The organism is Paenibacillus sp. Y916, assembly GCF_056786435.1.
This window is the reverse complement of the sequence record NZ_JBXCJA010000002.1, coordinates 374,309-393,882: the sequence shown is the minus strand read 5'-3', so window position 1 is coordinate 393,882 and position 19,574 is coordinate 374,309. Positions and strand designations below refer to the sequence as shown.

The following is a 19,574-nucleotide window of genomic DNA, read 5'->3' as shown; positions in this document are numbered from 1 at the left end:
TTTCTTTGGTAGGATAAGGAATGGATTATCTAGTGTTTCATAATTAGGAGGCCTTCGAATGGAAAAAATAAAGCTAAGTAACGGCCTAAGAGTAGTCATGGAGAAAATTCCAACTTGCCGTTCCGTTTCCTTTGGGATTTGGGTGAAAACAGGTTCGAGATATGAGAATGTTCAGAACAATGGCGTTTCTCATTTTATTGAGCATATGCTTTTTAAAGGTACAGAACGATTCGATGCGAAAGAGATTGCGGAACAATTCGATGCTATTGGAGGCAATTTGAACGCGTTCACGTCGAAGGAATATACATGTTACTATGCCAAAGTTCTTGACGAGCATCTTCCGATTGCCGTTGATGTGCTTGCGGATATGTTCTTCCGATCTAATATGGATGATGGTGAGTTGGCGAAGGAGAAGAATGTTATTCTCGAAGAAATCTCTATGTATGAGGATACTCCGGATGATATCGTTCATGATTTAATGGCAAAAGCCGTCTATGGAGAGCATCCATTAGCCTACCCTATTTTAGGGACGATAGAGCAACTGGAAGAAATGAAATCGAAAGATCTTAAAGCATATATGGCTGAACATTATACGATTGAGAACACGGTGATCAGCGTAGCGGGAAACATTGATGAGCACTTGGTAGAATTATTGGAACGTCATTTCGGTGGATTTAAGAACCATGGAAGTGCGAGTGGTATTACTGTACCTGAATTTCATAGTAATGTTCTGTTTCACAAAAAGAAAACGGAGCAAAATCATATATGCTTGTCGTTTCCAGGATGTTCTATTGATGATAAGAGACAATATGCCATGGTATTGTTGAATAATGCAATCGGTGGAGGAATGAGTTCTCGTCTATTCCAAGAAATTCGCGAGAAACGCGGATTGGCTTACGCAGTATATTCTTATCATAGTTCCCATGCAGACAATGGATTGTTCACAATATATGCGGGAACTGCTCCTAAGCAAACGAAAGAGGTTATGGACCTCACGAAAGAAGTGTTGTTCGATCTTGCTACAAAGGGGTTAAGTGATGATGAGTTGCGTAAAGGAAAAGAACAGTTGAAGGGCAGTCTCATTCTTAGTCTGGAAGGTACGGGTAGTCGTATGAATCGTCTTGGCAAAAATGAGTTGATGTTAGGTAAACATTATACACTAGATGAAATGATCACAAATATTGATAATATATCAATGGATGATGTAGAATCTGTACTTGATCTTATGTTCAGTGAGCCATTCTCAGTAGCAATGGTTGGGACGTCTGATCGAAGTATATCAGGAATAAGGGGCGATGACTTTGTTGCATTACGTTCAAATAAATAGACTATCTGGGAATGAAGATATCAAGCTTCCAGAGAAAATGTCCAAGCTTGCTTCGGGTTATGATCTGTATGCAGCAGTGGAAGAAGAGGTTGTTCTACAACCAGGGGAGCGGAAGTTAATTCCTACTGGATATGCTATTGCAATGCCTGAAGGGCTTGAGGCGCAAATACGTCCGCGTAGTGGACTTGCATTTAAGCATGGTATCACTTGTCTGAACACGCCGGGAACAATTGATGCTGATTATCGAGGAGAAATAAAAGTCCTCTTAATTAATCTTGGTGCCGAGTCATTTACCATCGTAAGGAATGAACGGATTGCTCAGATGGTGTTTCAGACCGTTCCTCAAGTGGAGTGGGAAATCGTGAATGAGCTTTCGGAAACTGTGCGTGGTTCAGGTGGATTTGGTCATACAGGTAAATAAATTAGTTTGAGCTTACGAAGGCCTTCTGAAGGCATGCGTAAGCTCTTTTTATTTCTTCATTTGTAACTACATCTTTCACCCCTGTTTAGGCCTTCGCATATTATGCGATATAGTACATGGAATTGAGAAAGGAGCCACATCCTAATGCTGACTGGCGTAAAAGTTGTATTCATAGGCGGGGATGCAAGACAGATCGAAGTAATTCGGAAGTTCTCTGAGAAGGATGCGACAGTCTCTATTGTTGGATTCGATGAACTTACAGATCAGTTAGAAGACATCACAAGAGAGCAACTTTCTATTGAACTATTAGAGCAAACGGATGTACTTGTACTCCCCGTCATGGGTTGTGACAATGAGGGGAAGATCATGACGCTATTCTCATCCGAGCCATTACAGTTACTGGAGGAACATTTTAATGTATTACCACATGAATGTACGGTATATACAGGCGTTGCGAAGCCGTATTTAAGCAATATGTGCTCCGAACGTAAGATTCGTCTTGTGGAACTGCTGGAACGAGATGATGTAGCGATTTATAATTCTATACCCACAGCAGAGGGTGCCCTAATGATGGCTATTCAGCATACTGATTTCACGATACATGGATCAAATTGTATGGTCTTAGGGATGGGGCGAACGGGATTTACGATGGCTAAAAGCTTACAGGGTTTGGGAGCAAAAGTATCGATGGGAGTACGGTCTGAAGTGCACTTTGCGAGGGCGAGTGAAATGGGCTGGGAGCCCTTTCTGATAAGGGATTTAGGGAGAAAAGTGGTTGGTGTGAACTTGCTTTTTAATACGATACCGACTATGATAGTCACAGCGCAAATCCTGTCTCAAATGCCCCCAAATGCAGTCATTATTGACCTTGCTTCAGCCCCGGGTGGGTGCGATTTCCGCTTTGCGGAGAAGCGGGGAATTAAGGCGCTGCTTGCTCCTGGTCTGCCTGGTATCGTTGCTCCCAAAACAGCTGGTATTATCATTGCGAATGCATTGGTACAGTTGATTTCAGATGAAATCAAGATTCGGGGGGATGAGAAATGAAGTGGCAGGGCAAAACGGTAGGGTATGCGATAACGGGATCTCATTGTACGTTAGAAGAGGTCATGCCTCAGGTATTGCGATTTGTTAATGAAGGTGCGAACGTGGTGCCAATTGTTTCAAATACGGTACAAAATACGGATACACGCTTTGGATCGTCAGGAAATTGGTTGAAACAGTTGAAAGAAATTACGGGGAATGATATTATTTCTACAATTGTTGGAGCGGAACCGCTAGGACCGTCTAAATTATTAGATGTTCTAGTTATCGGACCATGTACGGGTACAACAACAAGCAAATTGGCGAATGCGATGACGGATACTCCGGTCTTAATGGCAGCGAAAGCTCAGATGCGTAATGGTCGTCCTTTGGTGCTGGCTATTTCCACAAACGACGGATTAGGGTTGAACGCAGCCAATATTGCGAAACTGTTGGTAACGAAAAATATTTATTTTGTTCCTTATGGTCAGGATAACCCACAGCAAAAACCTAATTCTCTCGTCGCCAAAATGGAGCTCATTCCAGAAACATGTTACGCAGCACTTAGCGGAACACAGTTACAACCTATGATTATCGAACGGTTTCATTCAGCGTAAGAACTTATCATTTACTAGAGGATGTCATAATTAGAATAAGGGGAGATACAGCAAATGAACAATCAGAAATTTAATGTCGCTGTTCTAGGAGCTACAGGAGCAGTTGGAGAACAGATCATAGGGTTATTGGAGAAGCGTGATTTCCCAATATCCAAGTTGAAGCTACTTTCATCTGCACGTTCTGCGGGTACCGTCATTAAGTTTAAAGGCCAAGATATAATAGTAGAAGAAGCTACCCCTGATAGTTTTGAAGGAATTGATATTGCGTTGTTTAGCGCTGGTGGCGACATAAGCAAGGAGTTTTCTCCACACGCTATTCGCCATGGTGCAGTATGTATTGACAACACGAACGCTTATAGAATGGATCCAACGACTCCTTTAGTTGTTCCTGAAGTTAATTCCGAGAAGATCAAGGACCATGTCGGTATTATTGCAAATCCGAATTGTTCTACGATTCAAATGGTTGCTGCATTAAAGCCTTTGCAAGATACTTACGGTATTTCACGAATAATCGTTTCAACTTATCAGGCAGTTTCTGGTGCAGGAAGCAAAGCAATTGATGAACTCTTACGTCAAACTAAGGAAGTTCTTGATGGTGAAAAGGTTGAACCTGAAATTCTACCTGTTGGATCACTTCCGGTGAAACATCAGATTGCTTTTAATGTGATCCCTCAAATTGATAAATTCGAAGAGAATGGATTTACTTTAGAAGAAATGAAAATGGTTAATGAAACGAAAAAAATAATGGGCGATGAGACGATAGCGGTAACAGCAACTTGTGTTCGAGTTCCAGTTGTCTATGGTCACTCTGAGTCCGTCTATGTAGAATTGAAAGAAGATTATGATCTAGATGCGGTGAGAACACTTCTTGCGAACTCTCCTGGCATTACTGTAGTAGATGATCCTTCGACACAATCGTATCCAATGGCTACTGATTCTACTGGGAAACCAGATGTATTTGTCGGACGCTTACGTCGGGATTTTGGACATCAACGGGGTCTAAACATGTGGATTGTATCTGACAATCTTATTAAAGGTGCAGCATGGAATGCTGTACAGATTGCTGAAATAGTCGCATCTAATCATTCCGTACTTTTGTAGGTTAACGTTATATGGAGGAATAGAAATGCGAACATTAGTTCAGAAATTCGGCGGTACATCCTTGTCATCACCTCAGGCAAGGGAACATGTTATTTCACATATTAGAAGAGAATTGAATGAGAACTATAATTTAGTTGTTGTTGTTTCGGCTATGGGGCGTCGTGGAGAACCTTATGCGACGGATACGTTACTTGAGTGGATTGCCCAGAATGGTGATGCATTACCAGCACGCGAAAAAGATTTGCTACTATCCTGCGGTGAAATTATATCCGCGACTACATTATGTAGTTTACTGGAGAGTAATGGGATCGCGTCAACGGTTCTTACAGGTGCCCAGGCAGGGTTTGAAACGAATGATCATTACGGTAATGCTCGTATTGTGGACATTCATCCAGCACGTATTATAGAGGAATTCGAGAGAAATAAGGTCGTCATAGTAACTGGGTTTCAGGGTCAGACGAATTCTGGAGATATCACTACCCTTGGAAGAGGGGGGAGTGATACTACAGCGACAGCATTGGGTGCAGCCCTTCAAGCGGAGATGGTTGATATTTATACTGATGTAAATGGTGTGTTAACAGCAGATCCGCGAATTGTCGAAGATGCTAGACCTATATCCCATGTCAGTTACACGGAAATATGTAACATGGCATATCAAGGAGCCAAAGTCATTCATCCGCGTGCAGTTGAGATTGCTATGCAAGCCCAAATTCCTGTGCGTATTCGTTCAACATTCTCCGAGGATGAAGGAACGTTGGTTACGAATCCCGAGGGATTTCGTGACGTTCAGTCTGGTGTTATGGATCGTTTGGTAACGGGGATCGCATATGTCAGCAATGTCACTCAAATCACTGTAGATTGTGGAGAAGGATCTAACAATCTACAGTTAAAAGTATTTAAATCAATGGCAGAAAATTCAATAAGTGTAGATTTTATTAATGTTACAGCTACTGGTGCAGTATATACAGTGTTTGATCATCATTCGGAACGAGCACTTTCGATTCTTCAACAGCTGGGTTTTAATCCGAAGAGTGTATCGGGATGTGCTAAAGTGTCTATCATCGGTGGAGGAATTAATGGTGTTCCTGGAATTATGGCTACAATAGTGGAATCATTAAGTGAACAGCATATACAAATATTGCAATCAGCTGATTCAAATACGACGATATGGGTGCTGGTTAAGAAGGATGATATGGTTCAAGCATTGCGTTCTCTTCACAGCACATTTGAGTTGAATAGACATATCGAATGAAAGTAATATCTGGTATTCATTCGATATGTCTTGCTAGATCCAATTAAAGTAGAAGTAGCTATAATTGGATCTATCTAGATAGAATGAACTAAATTGATTTACACTTACGAAGCTAGTTTCCTACGGAAACTTAGTTTATGCTTACGAAGATAGTTTCTTACAGAAACTTTTAGGAGGAAATGTATGAGATTTGGAAGGTTAATGACAGCAATGGTAACCCCATTTGATGATCGTGGTCAGATTAACTGGGATGAAACTTCCAGACTAATAGATTATTTAATTCATGAGCAAAAATCAGATTCACTGGTAATTGGAGGCACAACAGGGGAATCTCCAACGTTGAGCGATGATGAGAAACTTGAATTGTTTCGATTTTCCGTGGAGAAAGCAGGAGATCGTTGCAAAATCATTGCGGGTACGGGTAGTAATAATACAGCGCATTCTATTTATATGTCACAAGAGGCTGAAAAGCTTGGTGTGGACGGTCTCTTGTTAGTTGTCCCGTATTATAATAGGCCAAGCCAAGAGGGGATGTTCCGTCATTTTGAAGCTATTGCGCAAAGTACAGAACTTCCAATCATTTTGTATAATGTACCGAGCCGCACGATAGCTAGCCTTACAGCTAAGACAACCCTTCGATTGGCGGAAATACCTAACATTGTTGCTACTAAGGAATGTGCCTCTTTGGAGCATGTGACGCAGATTGCTATGTCTGCTCCAGAACATTTTAAGGTTTATACTGGTGATGACTCAGCAACGCTCCCAGCCCTTGCTGTGGGGGCATACGGCGTCATTAGTGTAGCGTCACATATTGTAGGTGCTACAATGAAAGATATGATCAATTCCTTTATTGAGGGTGATGTGAGGCAGGCAACATTACTTCATCAGCAGCTATTCCCTATTTTTAAGGGGATGTTCGATTGCCCAGATCCGCTACCGAATCCGGCAGCTGTTAAATATGCCCTTCAATTGGTGGGGTATGCTGTTGGAGAACCGCGGCTGCCAATTCTTCCTCCCAACGAGGAAGAGGTTGAGTTTATTAAAGGTCTTATTGCATTAATTTAAAATTGTAATTACTTACGGTATAATGAGCATCTCCTGTTGGAGGTGCTTATTTTTTTGAAATAAAGGCATATTAGATGGGGATGCTTAATACTTAACAGTACGATGACTTGTTTTTTCACTTTTTAATCATGTATAATGAAAACAAGTGACTGGGTGCGGTATGTTTTTGAAATATAATATAAATAATGGTGTACGTCCAAAACCATACAAGGAGGGTAAGATTCAATTGTCTAAGAAACTAAATAACGATAAATTGACGATATTTGCTTTGGGCGGCGTCGGTGAAATCGGAAAAAATATGTATGTCATTCAATACGCAAATGACATTATTGTAGTGGATTCCGGATTGAAGTTTCCGGAAGAGGATATGCTAGGAATTGATATTGTTATTCCAGATATTTCTTATTTAACAGAGAATCGTGATAAAGTTAGAGGAATTTTGCTGACGCATGGTCACGAAGATCATATAGGCGGATTGCCTTACGTGTTGAAACATCTGAATGTTCCTGTATACGGGACAAAGCTTACTTTAGGACTAGTTGAGAATAAATTAAAAGAAGCTAATTTGCTTGGTGAAACGAAGCGAATTCTGATCGATGAAGATTCAGAGGTCCAGATTGGAACGACTATGAAAGCTACGTTCTTTAGAACGAATCATAGTATTCCTGATTCTGTAGGTGTATGTGTCGCTACACCAGAAGGAAATGTAGTTCATACAGGAGACTTTAAATTTGATCATACACCTGTGAATGGACAATTTGCTGATTTACAGAAGATGGCTGCGATTGGACAAGCGGGTGTGCTTGCACTTCTTTCAGATAGTACAAACGCTGAGAAACCTGGGTTCACGCCATCAGAACGTAATGTTGGTGTAGTACTTGAAGATATTTTCCGTAAAGCGTCACAAAGAGTGGTTATTGCAACTTTTGCATCTAATGTGCATCGTATTCAACAAGTGGTTAATGCTGCTGAAGCAACAGGACGCAAAATAACAGTCATTGGTCGCAGTATGGTAAATGTAGTTTCCATTGCTTCAGATCTAGGTTACTTGATTATACCTGATGGTATGTTGATTGAACCTGAAGAAGTAAACAAGATGGCGGCTGATAGAGTTGTTATTCTTTGTACTGGAAGTCAAGGGGAGCCAATGTCTGCTCTAACACGAATGGCTCGCTCTACACATCGTAAAGTAGATATTCTACCTGGTGATACAGTTATTATTGCTGCTACTCCAGTTCCTGGTAATGAGAAATATGTAGGTCGCACAATTGATGAGTTATTTAAACTTGGAGCTGATGTTATCTATAGTGGTTCCAACCCTGGCGTTCACGTCTCGGGTCATGGTAGTCAGGAAGAATTGAAATTAATGCTTAATCTGATGAAACCAAAGTTTTTCTTACCGATTCATGGGGAATTCCGTATGCAACGTCGTCACGCATTATTAGCTGAATCTGTAGGTGTTGCACCTGAGAATATATTTATTACAGAGCTTGGAGAGATCGTTGAAATCGTGAATGGTTCAGCTCGTAGAGCTGGAAAAGTAACGGCAGGAAACGTGTTAATTGATGGATTAGGTGTTGGAGACGTTGGTAATATCGTTCTTCGCGATCGTAAATTACTCTCACAAGATGGTATATTAGTAGTTGTTGTCACATTAAGTAAACAGGATGGCAACATTATGTCGGGACCTGATATTATCTCTAGAGGATTCGTATATGTACGTGAATCTGAAGGTCTCCTAGATGAAGCGAACCGGATTGTATCTAGTACACTTCAGAAGCTAATGAGTGAGAAAGTGAATGAATGGGCATCGCTAAAAACGGGTGTTAAGGATGCATTGGGACGTTTCTTGTATGAACAAACACGTCGCAGACCTATGATTCTTCCCATTATTATGGAAGTGTAATTTTAAATTTAATAGACGACTATATAATGTAAGTAAGCACACAGTCGCCCCTACTCCGCAGGTAATATTGGACGGTTCCCTGCGGAATAGGGGCATTTTATGCTTTCCTAAGTATAATTAGGGTATCTTTTCTCCCATACTAGCAAGGCAAGGTTATGATTCGTATGGTGAAAGGAAGATGAGCCCAATATGACAAAGTTATTTAATGGTGATACGGGTGGAGTAAACCCCCAAATACGTTTAGATACAGAGGTACCAGATCAACAACCGGATGTGAAAACGGATGCTCAGGTGGTCAATAACATTCAACAACTCGGACAAACGTCAGTCCCTAATGGTGAGTCGAATATATTTTGCATGACGATTATTGGTCAGATTGAAGGACATATGATGTTACCCCCACAGAACAAAACGACTAAATATGAACATATCATCCCACAACTTGTTGCTACAGAACAAAGTGAGGATATTCAAGGTGTCGTTATTGTTCTCAACACCGTTGGGGGTGATGTTGAGGCAGGACTTGCCATTGCAGAGATGATATCTTCATTATCAAAGCCAACAGTGACTGTCGTGATCGGTGGTGGTCATAGTATAGGGGTTCCTATTGCAGTAGCATCCAGTTATTCGATCATTGCTGAAAGTGCTACGATGACCATACACCCGATTCGGTTAAATGGTCTAGTTATAGGAGTTCCACAGTCATTTGAATATATGGAGAAAATGCAAGAAAGAGTCGTTCAATTTGTAACTTCCCATTCTAGAATATCCGAGGAGAGATTTAAAGAACTGATGTTTAGAACGGGTGAACTGAATCGGGATATTGGAACGGCAGTAGGCGGGAAAGATGCTGTGAAGTATGGACTGATGGATGAAGTTGGTGGGATTGGTCTGGCACTAGCTAAACTGAATTCACTCATTAAGGAGCGTCAAGAGATGCTACAGCCAGGGAGGTTACAATAATGACTTTATATACGATCATACCGATGGATGTGATCTGGGAAGGGAGTTTTAAGGAGCCTGAGAGAACAGTTGATATTGCGATTGGAAATGGTCTTATGCAAGTGATGCCAATAGACCATAGCAGTGCGCAGATTGTTAGATTGATAAGTTGCCCGTTGGATTATTATTTGAATCCCAAATATTCACCTGGACAAATTATTCGTTATATTCCGCTATTACAAAATTAGTCTATGAATTGGTAAACAGAACATAGGTGCCCACGGAGAATTATGGTATAATATTGTTCCGGGGGTGAATTCTTTGGCCAAAAGAAGAAGAAAGAAAAAGGCTATATTTAGTAACGTACTCAAATATGAAATTTATGGGATTATTCTCATTACGCTATCTGTTATCGCATTATCTGGTGAAGCTACAGTTGGTTGGTCTCTATCCAAAATATTTGGACTCATGTTAGGCAAGTTTTATTTCGTTGTTCCACTTGTAGGAATTTATTATGGATTAATGGCGATGATCAATAGAAAGTGGCCTAATCAATGGAATTCACGTAAAAGTGGCGTGCTACTTTTAGTTCTTGCTTTTTCATTGATGGCTAGCATTTCAAGCATTGAAAAGAAATTAGCTCCTACTTCTATTTTGAGTAGCGGCACCATTTTTGATCAGGCAAAGTCTGACTTGCATGAAGAGCTATTGGCTCCCTCCGTTGAGACTGAAAATTCTATGAAGGATAAAGATGTCGGCGGCGGATACATAGGCGCTATTCAGTATACTGCTCTTTTCTGGTTATTTGGAAATATAGGGGCTAAGTTATTGAGGATTGTTATGTTTATTATCAGTTTCATGTTGATTACGAACTTATCCTATGTTGATCTGATACGAATTGTTCGAACTAGGATGATGAAAGCTGGTTCCTATGTACATAAGCAATTTAGTATGCGGCAGCTACCAGCGAGTGGCGCTCCATTAAAGGCAAAGTCTATTTCAAATAGAAGTAGACAACTCCTTCCAGGTGATGAAGATGATGATTTCGATGAAGAAATTATTCCGAAAGTTAAACGGAATACACCTGTGTTTTTTCAGTTGTTTGGTGGGAAGAGTGCGAAAGAGGAACGATCCCTCAGTGATGATAATTCAGATGAGACGATCGATGACATGGTGGTAGTTGAGCCTAACAAGCGTATTGGAAGACGAGGAAAAGATGCTACTCCGGCTTATCAAGAGGATGAACTAGTATTGAATTCCGAACAAGTCGTACCCGTGGACGAGCTTCCAACTAGCACTCCGATCATTCGTGATTTCTTTGAGCATGTAGTATCGGAAGGGCTTGCCGAGGAAGATGATCTAGAAGAAGCTTTTACAGGTCAGGAAGTGGCTGACCTGAAGGAAGCTGTTATGAAGAGTCAAGGAGAGGTTTCTGGAGAACAAGCGACAAGCGATACAGACAGTAATATTGGAAATGTAGTGGATGCTTCGGGTACTAGTGAGATGAAAGAGAACGAGGGAGAACTTGCATCGGAGACTATTGCTCAGGCACCCCCTCCAAAGCCGTATATATTGCCACCATTTCGTTTATTAGCTAAGCCTAGCAGTGTTGGGAAGGCTGGTGATCAGAATGATTACATGCAGACAGCGCGTAAGCTTGAAGCAACTCTAGAGAGCTTTGGTGTTCGGGCGAAAGTGTTGGAAGTTGTTCGTGGTCCTGCCGTTACCCGCTATGAAATCCAACCAGATATCGGGGTTAAGGTTAGTCGGATTGTGGCCTTAACCGATGATATAGCGCTGGCACTTGCTGCTAAGGATATCCGAATGGAAGCTCCAATCCCTGGTAAGTCAGCGATTGGGATTGAAGTTCCTAATAACGAAGTATCTATCGTTACGATGCGTGAAGTGATGGAGACGACTGTGTTTCAGGAGGCAGAATCCAAGTTGACTATTGCATTCGGTAGAGATATTTCAGGTCAGACGATCGTTGGTAATCTAGCGAAGATGCCGCATCTTCTTGTTGCAGGTGCTACGGGATCAGGGAAGTCCGTCTGTATTAATGGAATTATTACGAGTATTCTTTATAAAGCTAAGCCAGATGAAGTGAAGTTTCTAATGATTGACCCAAAGATGGTCGAGCTGAACATGTACAATGGTATTCCTCATCTGTTGGCGCCAGTCGTGACAGATCCGAAACGAGCATCTCTAGCATTGAAGAAGATTGTAGTCGAAATGGAGAAGCGTTATGAACTTTTCTCCAAATCAGGAACTCGTAATATCGAAGGATATAACAAGTTAATGAAAGATAATTTACCTGCTGTATTACCTTATATCGTTGTCATCGTTGATGAGCTTGCAGATCTAATGATGGTCGCAGCCAATGATGTGGAAGAAGCGATTATGCGACTCGCCCAAATGGCACGAGCAGCTGGTATCCATCTCATTATTGCTACCCAGCGTCCTTCTGTAGACGTTATAACGGGAGTCATTAAGGCGAATATTCCTTCGAGAATTGCATTTGGCGTTTCTTCTAATGTGGATTCTAGAACGATATTGGATATGGCAGGAGCTGAGAAGCTTCTCGGGCGTGGAGATATGTTGTTTATGCCAATGGGTTCATCCAAGCCCATTCGGGTTCAAGGTGCATATTTAACAGACCAAGAAGTAGAGAACATTGTTGATTATGCGCGTGATCAAGGACAAGCTGAATATGATGAATCCCTTGTACCTGAAGTAGAAGAACCATCATCCAATGGGGATGAGATGCTTGATGAACTATACGATCAAGCTGTACAAATTATACTTGAAGCCAAACAAGCGTCTGTATCTCTTTTACAGCGCAGAATGCGGGTAGGATACACTCGCGCAGCCCGACTTATTGATTCGATGGAAGCACGGGGAATCATTGGGCCATACGAAGGAAGTAAGCCAAGGGAAGTTCTTGTATCTATGGAGCAGTATGAGCAGAGTCGAATTAGTTCTTAGAATTAAAAAAAGAGTCTTCCTTGTTTTCTTGTGGGAGGCTCTTTCTGCTCTTTGTGATTCTCCCTATTTTAACTGTCATTTAAGCACTTATTTCTTTCTTCCCTGTCTATTCTCCTAATTTAAGTGTCTTTTATGCAGTTACTCCGTTCTCATCAGTCTTTCTTCATCACTGAGTCATGAATGTGAGGTGCTCGTGAGAGAGGAAATGGAAATGGGCAACAGCGATCTGAAGGACAATCTGTCATCGTAGCGGTATCCTACACTAATGTCAGATCTATTACACCGATGTCAGATCTACTACACTTTTGTGTGACATGCATAGGAAGCTATAAGTCTTGTCATAATAACGTCAGGCAACCTGTCAAAACACAAAAGAAAGGTAGAGCTAAACATATGAAAAAACCGAGAAGTTGGATCGTCATTGGGTTGGTGCTTACGTTGTCATTTTCTGTAGTCGCCTTTTCACAAAATAAATCGCAAGCAAAGATGGATACTTTGAATGACCCTGAAGTTTCTTCTCAAGCTGTTTTTAGTACAAATGTCTTTCAATATGGTTCATCTGGAGACGATGTATATGAGCTGCAAGGCAGGCTTAAGCATCTAGGTTATTACACTGGCAAGATTGACAGCAACTTTGGTACGAATACACTGAAATCAGTTAAATGGTTTCAATATGAGTTTGGGTTGAAGGTGGATGGAATCGTTGGGCCTAAAATGAAGCTGAAGCTTTATAATGCGACGAAGAATTGGAAGCCGACTGTACCGAAAAATACAGGTAATTCAGCGGAAGTCCAAAAATCGGAAACACCTAAAAAGGATCCATCACTGTCAACCTCTAATACGATGGGTCTATCTGAGAATGATCTAAAAATAATGGCCAATGCTGTGTATGGTGAAGCTCGCGGTGAACCATTCGAGGGACAGGTAGCTGTTGCAGCTGTTATTTTGAATCGTGTGAGGTCATCTGAATTTCCTAATACCCCCTCAGGCGTTATATTTCAGCCTTTAGCCTTTACAGCAGTTGCTGATGGCCAAATATATTTAGAACCTAATGAAGGGGCAAGACAGGCTGTACAGCAGGCACTGAACGGTTGGGATCCTTCAGGAGGATGCTTGTATTACTTTAATCCGAAGACGGCGACTTCGAAGTGGATTTGGACACGTCCTCAGGTGAAAACGATTGGTGAACATATTTTCTGCATGTAAATGCATGCTCAAAAGGTGACTTTTTGAACAACCACTGCGAGATGAATGGGCAATCGAAGGCTTGTCTTCGATTGCTTCTTCACTTTCATGTGGGTTAGAATGGATAATATTACAATGCTTCAACCTAAATAAACAATTCATCAATTAAAGGAGATTGGGACCTTGAATAAAATGAGATTTGAGCACGCTAGTGCAGGTCGCCTACGGATACATGTCATGCCTACCAAGCGTTTCAAAACGTTCGCGATTTCTTTGTATGTGGGTACCCCGCTTTCCGAAGAGACTGTGACTTCTACAGCATTAACTCCCTTTGTACTACGTCGAGGGACGGAATCCTATCCAGAGACTATACAGTTCCGTGAAAGGTTAGAGCAATTATATGGAGCTGGATTTGGGTTCGATGTATATAAAAGAGGAGATTATCAGATCGTGCAGTTTCGTATGGATACAATTAACGATTCTTTTGTTCAGAGCGAGGAAAGTCTGCTTGAATCCTCCTTTGCATTTCTAGGAGAGGTCGTTACACGTCCGGTATTAGAAGATGGGCATTTCAGAGATGCTTACGTGCAGGCGGAAAAAGAGAATGTTCGTAAAAAATTAGAGTCTATCGTTAATGATAAGATTCGATATGCTGCTGAGCGTTGCTTAGAAGAAATGTGTAGGAATGAGCCATATCGCTTACATCCGCTCGGACAGCGTAAGGATTTGGACGCTATAACTTCAGAATCGCTCTATAACTCATACATCAAGTGGTTGAATGAATCGAGTATAGATCTATATGTGGTCGGAGATACAACGATTGAGGAAGTACAGAAGATGGTAGAACAGCATTTTCATTTAGACTCCTCCGCACCTATATCGTATGAATCGCGCAAGCCGACTCGTGAAGTGAGCGAAGTTAGAACGATTGTTGAGAAATTGGATGTGAATCAAGGGAAACTGAATATGGGGCTTCGTACAACGATTACTTATGGGGATGATGCTTACGCCTCTGCACTCGTGTATAACGGAATTCTTGGTGGATATCCCCATTCGAAACTCTTCTTGAATGTTCGTGAGAAGGAAAGCTTAGCTTATTATGCTTCTTCTCGTTACGATGGTCATAAAGGAATTGGAACGATCCAATCGGGCATTGAGGTTCAAAATTATGAGAAAGCGGTCACGATTATTCGCAATCAGTTGGAGGAAATGCGAACAGGTCAGATCAGTGAACTAGAGATGTCGCAAACGAAAGCTATGATTCGCAATTTATTACTTGAAATGGATGACTCTGCATTTGAAATGATTTCATTTGATTTCAATTCGCAGTTATCTGGAAAAGATCGCACAGCCGAACAACTTCTTCAACAGGTGGCGAATATTACAGTGGATGATGTACATGCTGCTGCTGCAACCTTCGAGCTGGATACCATCTATTTCTTAACGGGGCAAAAGGAGGAATAGTATATGGACAGTATACAATATGAGCATTTACAAGAAACGCTATACTACGAAGTTATGGATAATGGGCTACGTGTTTATGTTCTTCCTAAACCAGGATTTAATAAGACGTATGCCTCATTTGCGACGAAATATGGATCAGTGGATAATCATTTCCGTGTAGAAGGGCAGGAAGAGGTAGCGGTCCCTGATGGAATTGCCCATTTCCTAGAACATAAAATGTTTGAGGAACAGCAAGGAGATATTTTTGCAACTTTTGCTTCGCAAGGTGCTTCTGCGAATGCATTCACAAGTTTCGATCAAACGGTATATCTATTCTCAGCGACTGAGAATATTCAAGATAATTTGGAGACGTTAATCAACTTTGTACAAAATCCATATTTCACAGATCAGAATGTGGATAAGGAAAAGGGAATTATCGGTCAAGAAATTGGGATGTATCAGGATAATGCGGATTGGCGTGTCTATTTCGGCTTAATCGAAGCCATGTTCAAAGTTCACCCCGTTCATATTGATATCGCGGGTACGGTGGAATCTATTAGTACGATTACGAAGGAGACGTTATATTCTTGTTATAACGCTTTTTATCATCCAAGCAATATGCTTCTGTTCGTGGTGGGTGGGGTTGAGCCGGAGGAAGTGTTTGAACTTGTAAGGAGTAACCAAGCGAAGAAATCATATGAACCTCAAGGTGCGATAGAACGACTATTTGAGCAAGAACCTGTGGAGGTAGCAGAGAAAAAACGCGTAAATAACTTAACTGTTTCTATGCCTAAGTGTTTATTCGGATATAAAGATAAGGATGTTGGACTTGAAGGGGAAGCTTTACTGAAGCGTGATCTGACGACTAAACTGATGCTTGATTTACTGTTTGGTTCAAGTACCCAATTATATCAGAAGCTTTACGATGAGGAGCTTATATCCGACAGCTTCGGGTATGAATATAATAGTTCCCCTCACTACGGATTTTCCATTATTGGTGGAGACACGAGGGATCCTGATCTACTGCTTAGCAGAATTCAAGAAGAAGTGGAACAACTCGTGAAAGAAGGCTTTACGGAGACTGATTTCGAGCGGTCACGTAAAAAGAAAATGGGTGGATATTTACGTATGTTGAATTCTCCCGAGAATATCGCTCACGAGTTTACCAAGTATCAATTTCGTGGGAGTGACTTTTTCTCCATTTTGCAGGTGTATGAGTCTATTACATTAAAAGATGTTAATGAACGATTAAATGAGCATATTGATTCGAGCCAAGTAGCTGTGTCGGTTGTGATTAATCCTTGAGTCATAACATGGGAGCGGAATGGAGCAAGCCGATCGGGGAAACGACGGTTCTAATTACAGGAGCTAGTAGGGGCATTGGAGCGGCGATAGCGGAGCGCTTCGCTACTGTGGGGATGAATGTTGTTATTCATTATGGAAAGTCCCATGAAGAGGCTAATGAAGTCGCGCGTCGCTGTATGAGTCATGGAGCTAACGTTCTAACGATAGCTGCGGATTTGAAGAGTCGTGAAGAAATCATTCGAATGCGTGACAAGCTTCAGAGTCATGGTATGTTGCCAGATATTTTGGTGAATAATGCGGGAATATCTCATTACGGATTGCTCTCCGATGTGACAGAGGAGATTTGGGATGATGTGATGTCAACCAACTTGAAGAGTATGTTTCTATGCACACAAGCCTTTATGCCTGATATGATATCGCAACGCTGGGGGCGTATCATTAATATATCTTCGGTATGGGGAATTTCAGGAGCATCATGTGAGGTATTGTACTCAGCAAGTAAAGGTGGAGTGAATGCCTTCACTAAAGCATTGGCGAAAGAGTTAGCACCATCGGGAATATCAGTCAATGCTGTGGCTCCTGGAGCAGTTGATACATCTATGCTGTATCATTTACAAGAGAATGACATTCGAATGCTGGAGGAAGACATACCTGCAGGGAGACTGGCTCAGCCTGATGAAATATCGTCACTTGTTTATTTCCTGGCCCTTCCAGAATCGGGATATATTAATGGTCAAGTCATCAGTCCGAATGGGGGATGGGTTACTTAAGTCAGAATTTTCCGATAAATTCTCGCATAATGAAGTTCAAATAAGCTCATATTATGACTGTTGATTTTAAATCTCATGTGTCAGGCAAAGGAGGATTTAATATGTCATCAACAGTTGTCAGAAATTTTGATAGTTGGAAAAAGTTTTTGGGAGAGCGCGTAGTACAGGCTCAAAAGATGGGGATGAGTGAAGACACCATCTCGAAATTGGCTTACGAAATTGGCGATTTTCTAGATGAGAAGGTCGATCCCCAGAATGCTTCCAACCGAACACTTAAGGAATTGTGGGATGTTGGAAATAAAGAAGAACGGCAAACTATTGCACGCTTGATGGTTAAACTTGCCAAGAAAAATGCATAGTTCTGTGAGAAAAGCTCCCATTATGGGAGCTTTTCTACAATCATTACAGAGTTGACCTTGCCTTTCGGTTTTTTTTTATATATCATTAACATGACCCATGACTGGAACCGATCTAGAAATATCAGGACTCAAGATGGGGGGTTGAGGAAGTCGTGTCGAATGTATGGGGAACGTGTTAGAAGAGGTGTTGAATTGGAGTCGAAAAGTAGTACATGGAATACAAGATACATAAGAACAGACCAGGTTTATTAGGAGATATTGCATCTTTACTTGGGATGCTGGAAGTTAATATACTGACTATTAATGGCGTTGAAGGCGAGACTCGAGGAATGTTGCTTGAAACGGATGATATAGAGAAAATTCAGCTTATGGGATCGATGCTCAAAAAGATGGATAATATAACAATTTCAGCACTAAGACCTTCAAAACTTGTTGATAAGTGTGCTGTACGTCATGGACGATATATTGACCGAGATTGTGATGATGATAAGGCTTGGGATGAAGAGATCGTTTACGATACCTTTACGAATACCTATGATGGAAGATGAATGAAATAACATTGTATAAAATGATAAAATCAGGAGGTGATGGTATGTCTGAACTGGGTCAACAATTAAGGGAAGCAAGACTGGAAAAGGGAATGAGTCTAGATGATGTACAGGAAATGACGAAGATTCGCAAACGATATTTAGAAGCCATCGAGGCGGGGGACTATAAAGTTCTTCCCGGGAATTTCTATGTACGGGCTTTTATTAAGACATATGCAGAAACCGTAGGTCTTAATCCTGATAAGCTCTTAGAAGGAGATACGGAAGTGATGTCCTCTCAGGTTGAAGGGACGATGGAGCCTATAATTCAGAAACGTTCGAGCAATCGAGTTCCTAAAGAGCGAAATGTGAAATGGTTATCAACTGTATTAATGTGGACCTTTCCGATATTAATCATTGTCGTTATTTATTTATATGTATCTTCTCTAGAAGAGAAACCGAGTGATAAGCAAGTGGATTCCGGGCAAAAAATAACTGACAACATTAAGGATCCATCGTTACCCGATAATACTGTGGTAGATCCAGCGGGAAATGAAGGGGAACAAACACCGGATAATAATACTGGAGAGGTTAACGGGGAAAAGGATACAACGGTAGAACCCCCAGTAGAGGAAATTCCTCCGGTTGAGTCACAAATAGTAACGGTTACGGAGGATGGTAAGCAAGGGAAAAATACCATCTTTAAAGTGTCAGGGCCTAAGGGTGCGAAGATTCCAGTTGAGATTAAGGCAAGTGGTGTGAGTTGGCTTGAAGTCTACAGAGGGAAAGATTCTACCGGAGAGAAACTGTCGTTTGGTAATACAAAAGATGGTGATGTACTTAGTTTAGAATTGGATGACCAAAATATGCTAATCAAATCGGGTTATTCTCCTGCAACGATTATTACAGTAGCGGGTCAGCCTATTACGGATGGGAAAACAACAACAAGAATTATTCTTGAGATAGATACGACAGATACGACGGATACCACCAATACGGATACAACAACAGGCGAATAAGTAACATCTTTGACGGAAATAATAAGACTGGCTATCAAAGCGGTAGTCTAAAAATCTCCGTTGAAGAGAGGTGTTTGCTGTGACAGTAAGCTGGATTGTGACCGGATTAGGTATTATTGTGAGTTTACTCGGTTATTATTTAACTCCAAATGCATGGGGTTATGGTATTTTGGGTTTCGGAATTGCCCATATTGTACTGGGGGTTCTAGATATGTTCCGACAACCTTCCAGTAGTAGATAGTTTGTGTATCTCAACAAAGAGTATTCCTGTCATGTGTGTTCTCGCTGAAACGGGTACCGTCTTTGAAAAAAGACGGTACAGCCGTTTCT

General features: G+C 41.3%; 18 protein-coding genes and 1 pseudogene. All 19 read left to right on the top strand.

What is annotated here, in order from left to right; genetic code table 11:
- The first annotated feature begins 58 nt into the window (after window positions 1-58).
- The 19 genes and pseudogenes from AC1TO9_RS05955 to AC1TO9_RS05865 all read left to right on the top strand — a co-directional run bounded on the left by AC1TO9_RS05955 (window position 59) and on the right by AC1TO9_RS05865 (window position 19,485).
- Window positions 59-1,327 (top strand): M16 family metallopeptidase, encoded by a 1,269-nt coding sequence (locus AC1TO9_RS05955; protein ID WP_482053885.1) that lies wholly within the window; start codon window positions 59-61, stop codon window positions 1,325-1,327.
- Complete coding sequence (gene dut, locus AC1TO9_RS05950) at window positions 1,302-1,748, top strand: dUTP diphosphatase (RefSeq protein WP_482053884.1); 447 nt, start codon at window positions 1,302-1,304, stop codon at window positions 1,746-1,748. Before AC1TO9_RS05955 ends, dut begins: the two co-directional genes overlap by 26 nt.
- A gap of 144 nt (window positions 1,749-1,892) precedes the next feature.
- Window positions 1,893-2,792: a dipicolinate synthase subunit DpsA gene (gene dpsA, locus AC1TO9_RS05945; RefSeq protein WP_482053883.1), complete on the top strand. Its 900-nt coding sequence runs from the start codon at window positions 1,893-1,895 to the stop codon at window positions 2,790-2,792.
- Window positions 2,789-3,385 (top strand): dipicolinate synthase subunit B, encoded by a 597-nt coding sequence (locus AC1TO9_RS05940; RefSeq protein WP_482053882.1) that lies wholly within the window; start codon window positions 2,789-2,791, stop codon window positions 3,383-3,385. Before dpsA ends, AC1TO9_RS05940 begins: the two co-directional genes overlap by 4 nt.
- A gap of 54 nt (window positions 3,386-3,439) precedes the next feature.
- Window positions 3,440-4,486: an aspartate-semialdehyde dehydrogenase gene (locus tag AC1TO9_RS05935; RefSeq protein WP_482058633.1), complete on the top strand. Its 1,047-nt coding sequence runs from the start codon at window positions 3,440-3,442 to the stop codon at window positions 4,484-4,486.
- A gap of 25 nt (window positions 4,487-4,511) precedes the next feature.
- Window positions 4,512-5,738 carry an aspartate kinase gene (dapG, locus tag AC1TO9_RS05930; protein ID WP_482053880.1) on the top strand — a complete coding sequence of 409 codons (1,227 nt, stop codon included), beginning with the start codon at window positions 4,512-4,514 and terminating at the stop codon, window positions 5,736-5,738.
- A gap of 183 nt (window positions 5,739-5,921) precedes the next feature.
- Window positions 5,922-6,803 carry a 4-hydroxy-tetrahydrodipicolinate synthase gene (dapA, locus tag AC1TO9_RS05925; RefSeq protein ID WP_482053879.1) on the top strand — a complete coding sequence of 294 codons (882 nt, stop codon included), beginning with the start codon at window positions 5,922-5,924 and terminating at the stop codon, window positions 6,801-6,803.
- Window positions 6,804-7,029: 226 nt separating this feature from the next.
- Window positions 7,030-8,709: a ribonuclease J gene (locus AC1TO9_RS05920; protein WP_482053878.1), complete on the top strand. Its 1,680-nt coding sequence runs from the start codon at window positions 7,030-7,032 to the stop codon at window positions 8,707-8,709.
- A 189-nt stretch (window positions 8,710-8,898) separates the two neighbouring features.
- Window positions 8,899-9,672 carry a ClpP family protease gene (locus AC1TO9_RS05915; protein WP_482053877.1) on the top strand — a complete coding sequence of 258 codons (774 nt, stop codon included), beginning with the start codon at window positions 8,899-8,901 and terminating at the stop codon, window positions 9,670-9,672.
- Window positions 9,672-9,899 (top strand): YlzJ-like family protein, encoded by a 228-nt coding sequence (locus AC1TO9_RS05910; RefSeq protein ID WP_482053876.1) that lies wholly within the window; start codon window positions 9,672-9,674, stop codon window positions 9,897-9,899. Before AC1TO9_RS05915 ends, AC1TO9_RS05910 begins: the two co-directional genes overlap by 1 nt.
- Window positions 9,900-9,972: 73 nt before the next feature.
- Complete coding sequence (locus AC1TO9_RS05905; protein ID WP_482058632.1) at window positions 9,973-12,636, top strand: FtsK/SpoIIIE family DNA translocase; 2,664 nt, start codon at window positions 9,973-9,975, stop codon at window positions 12,634-12,636.
- Window positions 12,637-13,029: 393 nt separating this feature from the next.
- Window positions 13,030-13,842: a spore cortex-lytic enzyme gene (sleB, locus tag AC1TO9_RS05900; protein WP_482053874.1), complete on the top strand. Its 813-nt coding sequence runs from the start codon at window positions 13,030-13,032 to the stop codon at window positions 13,840-13,842.
- Between the two features lie 171 nt (window positions 13,843-14,013).
- On the top strand, window positions 14,014-15,285 hold the full coding sequence (gene yfmF / locus AC1TO9_RS05895; protein WP_482054480.1) for an EF-P 5-aminopentanol modification-associated protein YfmF: 1,272 nt from the start codon (window positions 14,014-14,016) through the stop codon (window positions 15,283-15,285).
- 3 nt (window positions 15,286-15,288) lie between these two features.
- Window positions 15,289-16,569: an EF-P 5-aminopentanol modification-associated protein YfmH gene (gene yfmH / locus AC1TO9_RS05890; protein ID WP_482053873.1), complete on the top strand. Its 1,281-nt coding sequence runs from the start codon at window positions 15,289-15,291 to the stop codon at window positions 16,567-16,569.
- 8 nt (window positions 16,570-16,577) lie between these two features.
- The gene (gene ymfI / locus AC1TO9_RS05885; RefSeq protein ID WP_482053872.1) at window positions 16,578-17,339 is read left to right on the top strand and encodes an elongation factor P 5-aminopentanone reductase; all 762 of its coding nucleotides are present in this window, start codon (window positions 16,578-16,580) and stop codon (window positions 17,337-17,339) included.
- A 101-nt stretch (window positions 17,340-17,440) separates the two neighbouring features.
- Window positions 17,441-17,698: a DUF3243 domain-containing protein gene (locus AC1TO9_RS05880; RefSeq protein WP_438350202.1), complete on the top strand. Its 258-nt coding sequence runs from the start codon at window positions 17,441-17,443 to the stop codon at window positions 17,696-17,698.
- A gap of 212 nt (window positions 17,699-17,910) precedes the next feature.
- A pseudogene (locus AC1TO9_RS05875) lies at window positions 17,911-18,195 on the top strand (DUF3388 domain-containing protein); the annotation flags it as partial.
- Between the two features lie 95 nt (window positions 18,196-18,290).
- Complete coding sequence (locus AC1TO9_RS05870) at window positions 18,291-19,244, top strand: helix-turn-helix domain-containing protein (protein WP_482054479.1); 954 nt, start codon at window positions 18,291-18,293, stop codon at window positions 19,242-19,244.
- A 79-nt stretch (window positions 19,245-19,323) separates the two neighbouring features.
- Window positions 19,324-19,485, top strand: a complete 162-nt coding sequence (locus AC1TO9_RS05865) for a hypothetical protein (RefSeq protein WP_482053871.1) — start codon at window positions 19,324-19,326, stop codon at window positions 19,483-19,485.
- Window positions 19,486-19,574: the final 89 nt, after the last annotated feature.

Bases quoted from the DNA above. Each gene is read 5' to 3' on its own strand.
- AC1TO9_RS05955 (WP_482053885.1), top strand. From the start codon at position 59: ATGGAAAAAATAAAGCTAAGTAACGGCCTAAGAGTAGTCATGGAGAAA.
- dpsA (WP_482053883.1), top strand. From the start codon at position 1,893: ATGCTGACTGGCGTAAAAGTTGTATTCATAGGCGGGGATGCAAGACAG.
- AC1TO9_RS05940 (WP_482053882.1), top strand. From the start codon at position 2,789: ATGAAGTGGCAGGGCAAAACGGTAGGGTATGCGATAACGGGATCTCAT.
- AC1TO9_RS05935 (WP_482058633.1), top strand. From the start codon at position 3,440: ATGAACAATCAGAAATTTAATGTCGCTGTTCTAGGAGCTACAGGAGCA.
- dapG (WP_482053880.1), top strand. From the start codon at position 4,512: ATGCGAACATTAGTTCAGAAATTCGGCGGTACATCCTTGTCATCACCT.
- dapA (WP_482053879.1), top strand. From the start codon at position 5,922: ATGAGATTTGGAAGGTTAATGACAGCAATGGTAACCCCATTTGATGAT.
- AC1TO9_RS05915 (WP_482053877.1), top strand. From the start codon at position 8,899: ATGACAAAGTTATTTAATGGTGATACGGGTGGAGTAAACCCCCAAATA.
- AC1TO9_RS05910 (WP_482053876.1), top strand. From the start codon at position 9,672: ATGACTTTATATACGATCATACCGATGGATGTGATCTGGGAAGGGAGT.
- sleB (WP_482053874.1), top strand. From the start codon at position 13,030: ATGAAAAAACCGAGAAGTTGGATCGTCATTGGGTTGGTGCTTACGTTG.
- yfmF (WP_482054480.1), top strand. From the start codon at position 14,014: ATGAGATTTGAGCACGCTAGTGCAGGTCGCCTACGGATACATGTCATG.
- yfmH (WP_482053873.1), top strand. From the start codon at position 15,289: ATGGACAGTATACAATATGAGCATTTACAAGAAACGCTATACTACGAA.
- ymfI (WP_482053872.1), top strand. From the start codon at position 16,578: ATGGGAGCGGAATGGAGCAAGCCGATCGGGGAAACGACGGTTCTAATT.
- AC1TO9_RS05880 (WP_438350202.1), top strand. From the start codon at position 17,441: ATGTCATCAACAGTTGTCAGAAATTTTGATAGTTGGAAAAAGTTTTTG.
- AC1TO9_RS05870 (WP_482054479.1), top strand. From the start codon at position 18,291: ATGTCTGAACTGGGTCAACAATTAAGGGAAGCAAGACTGGAAAAGGGA.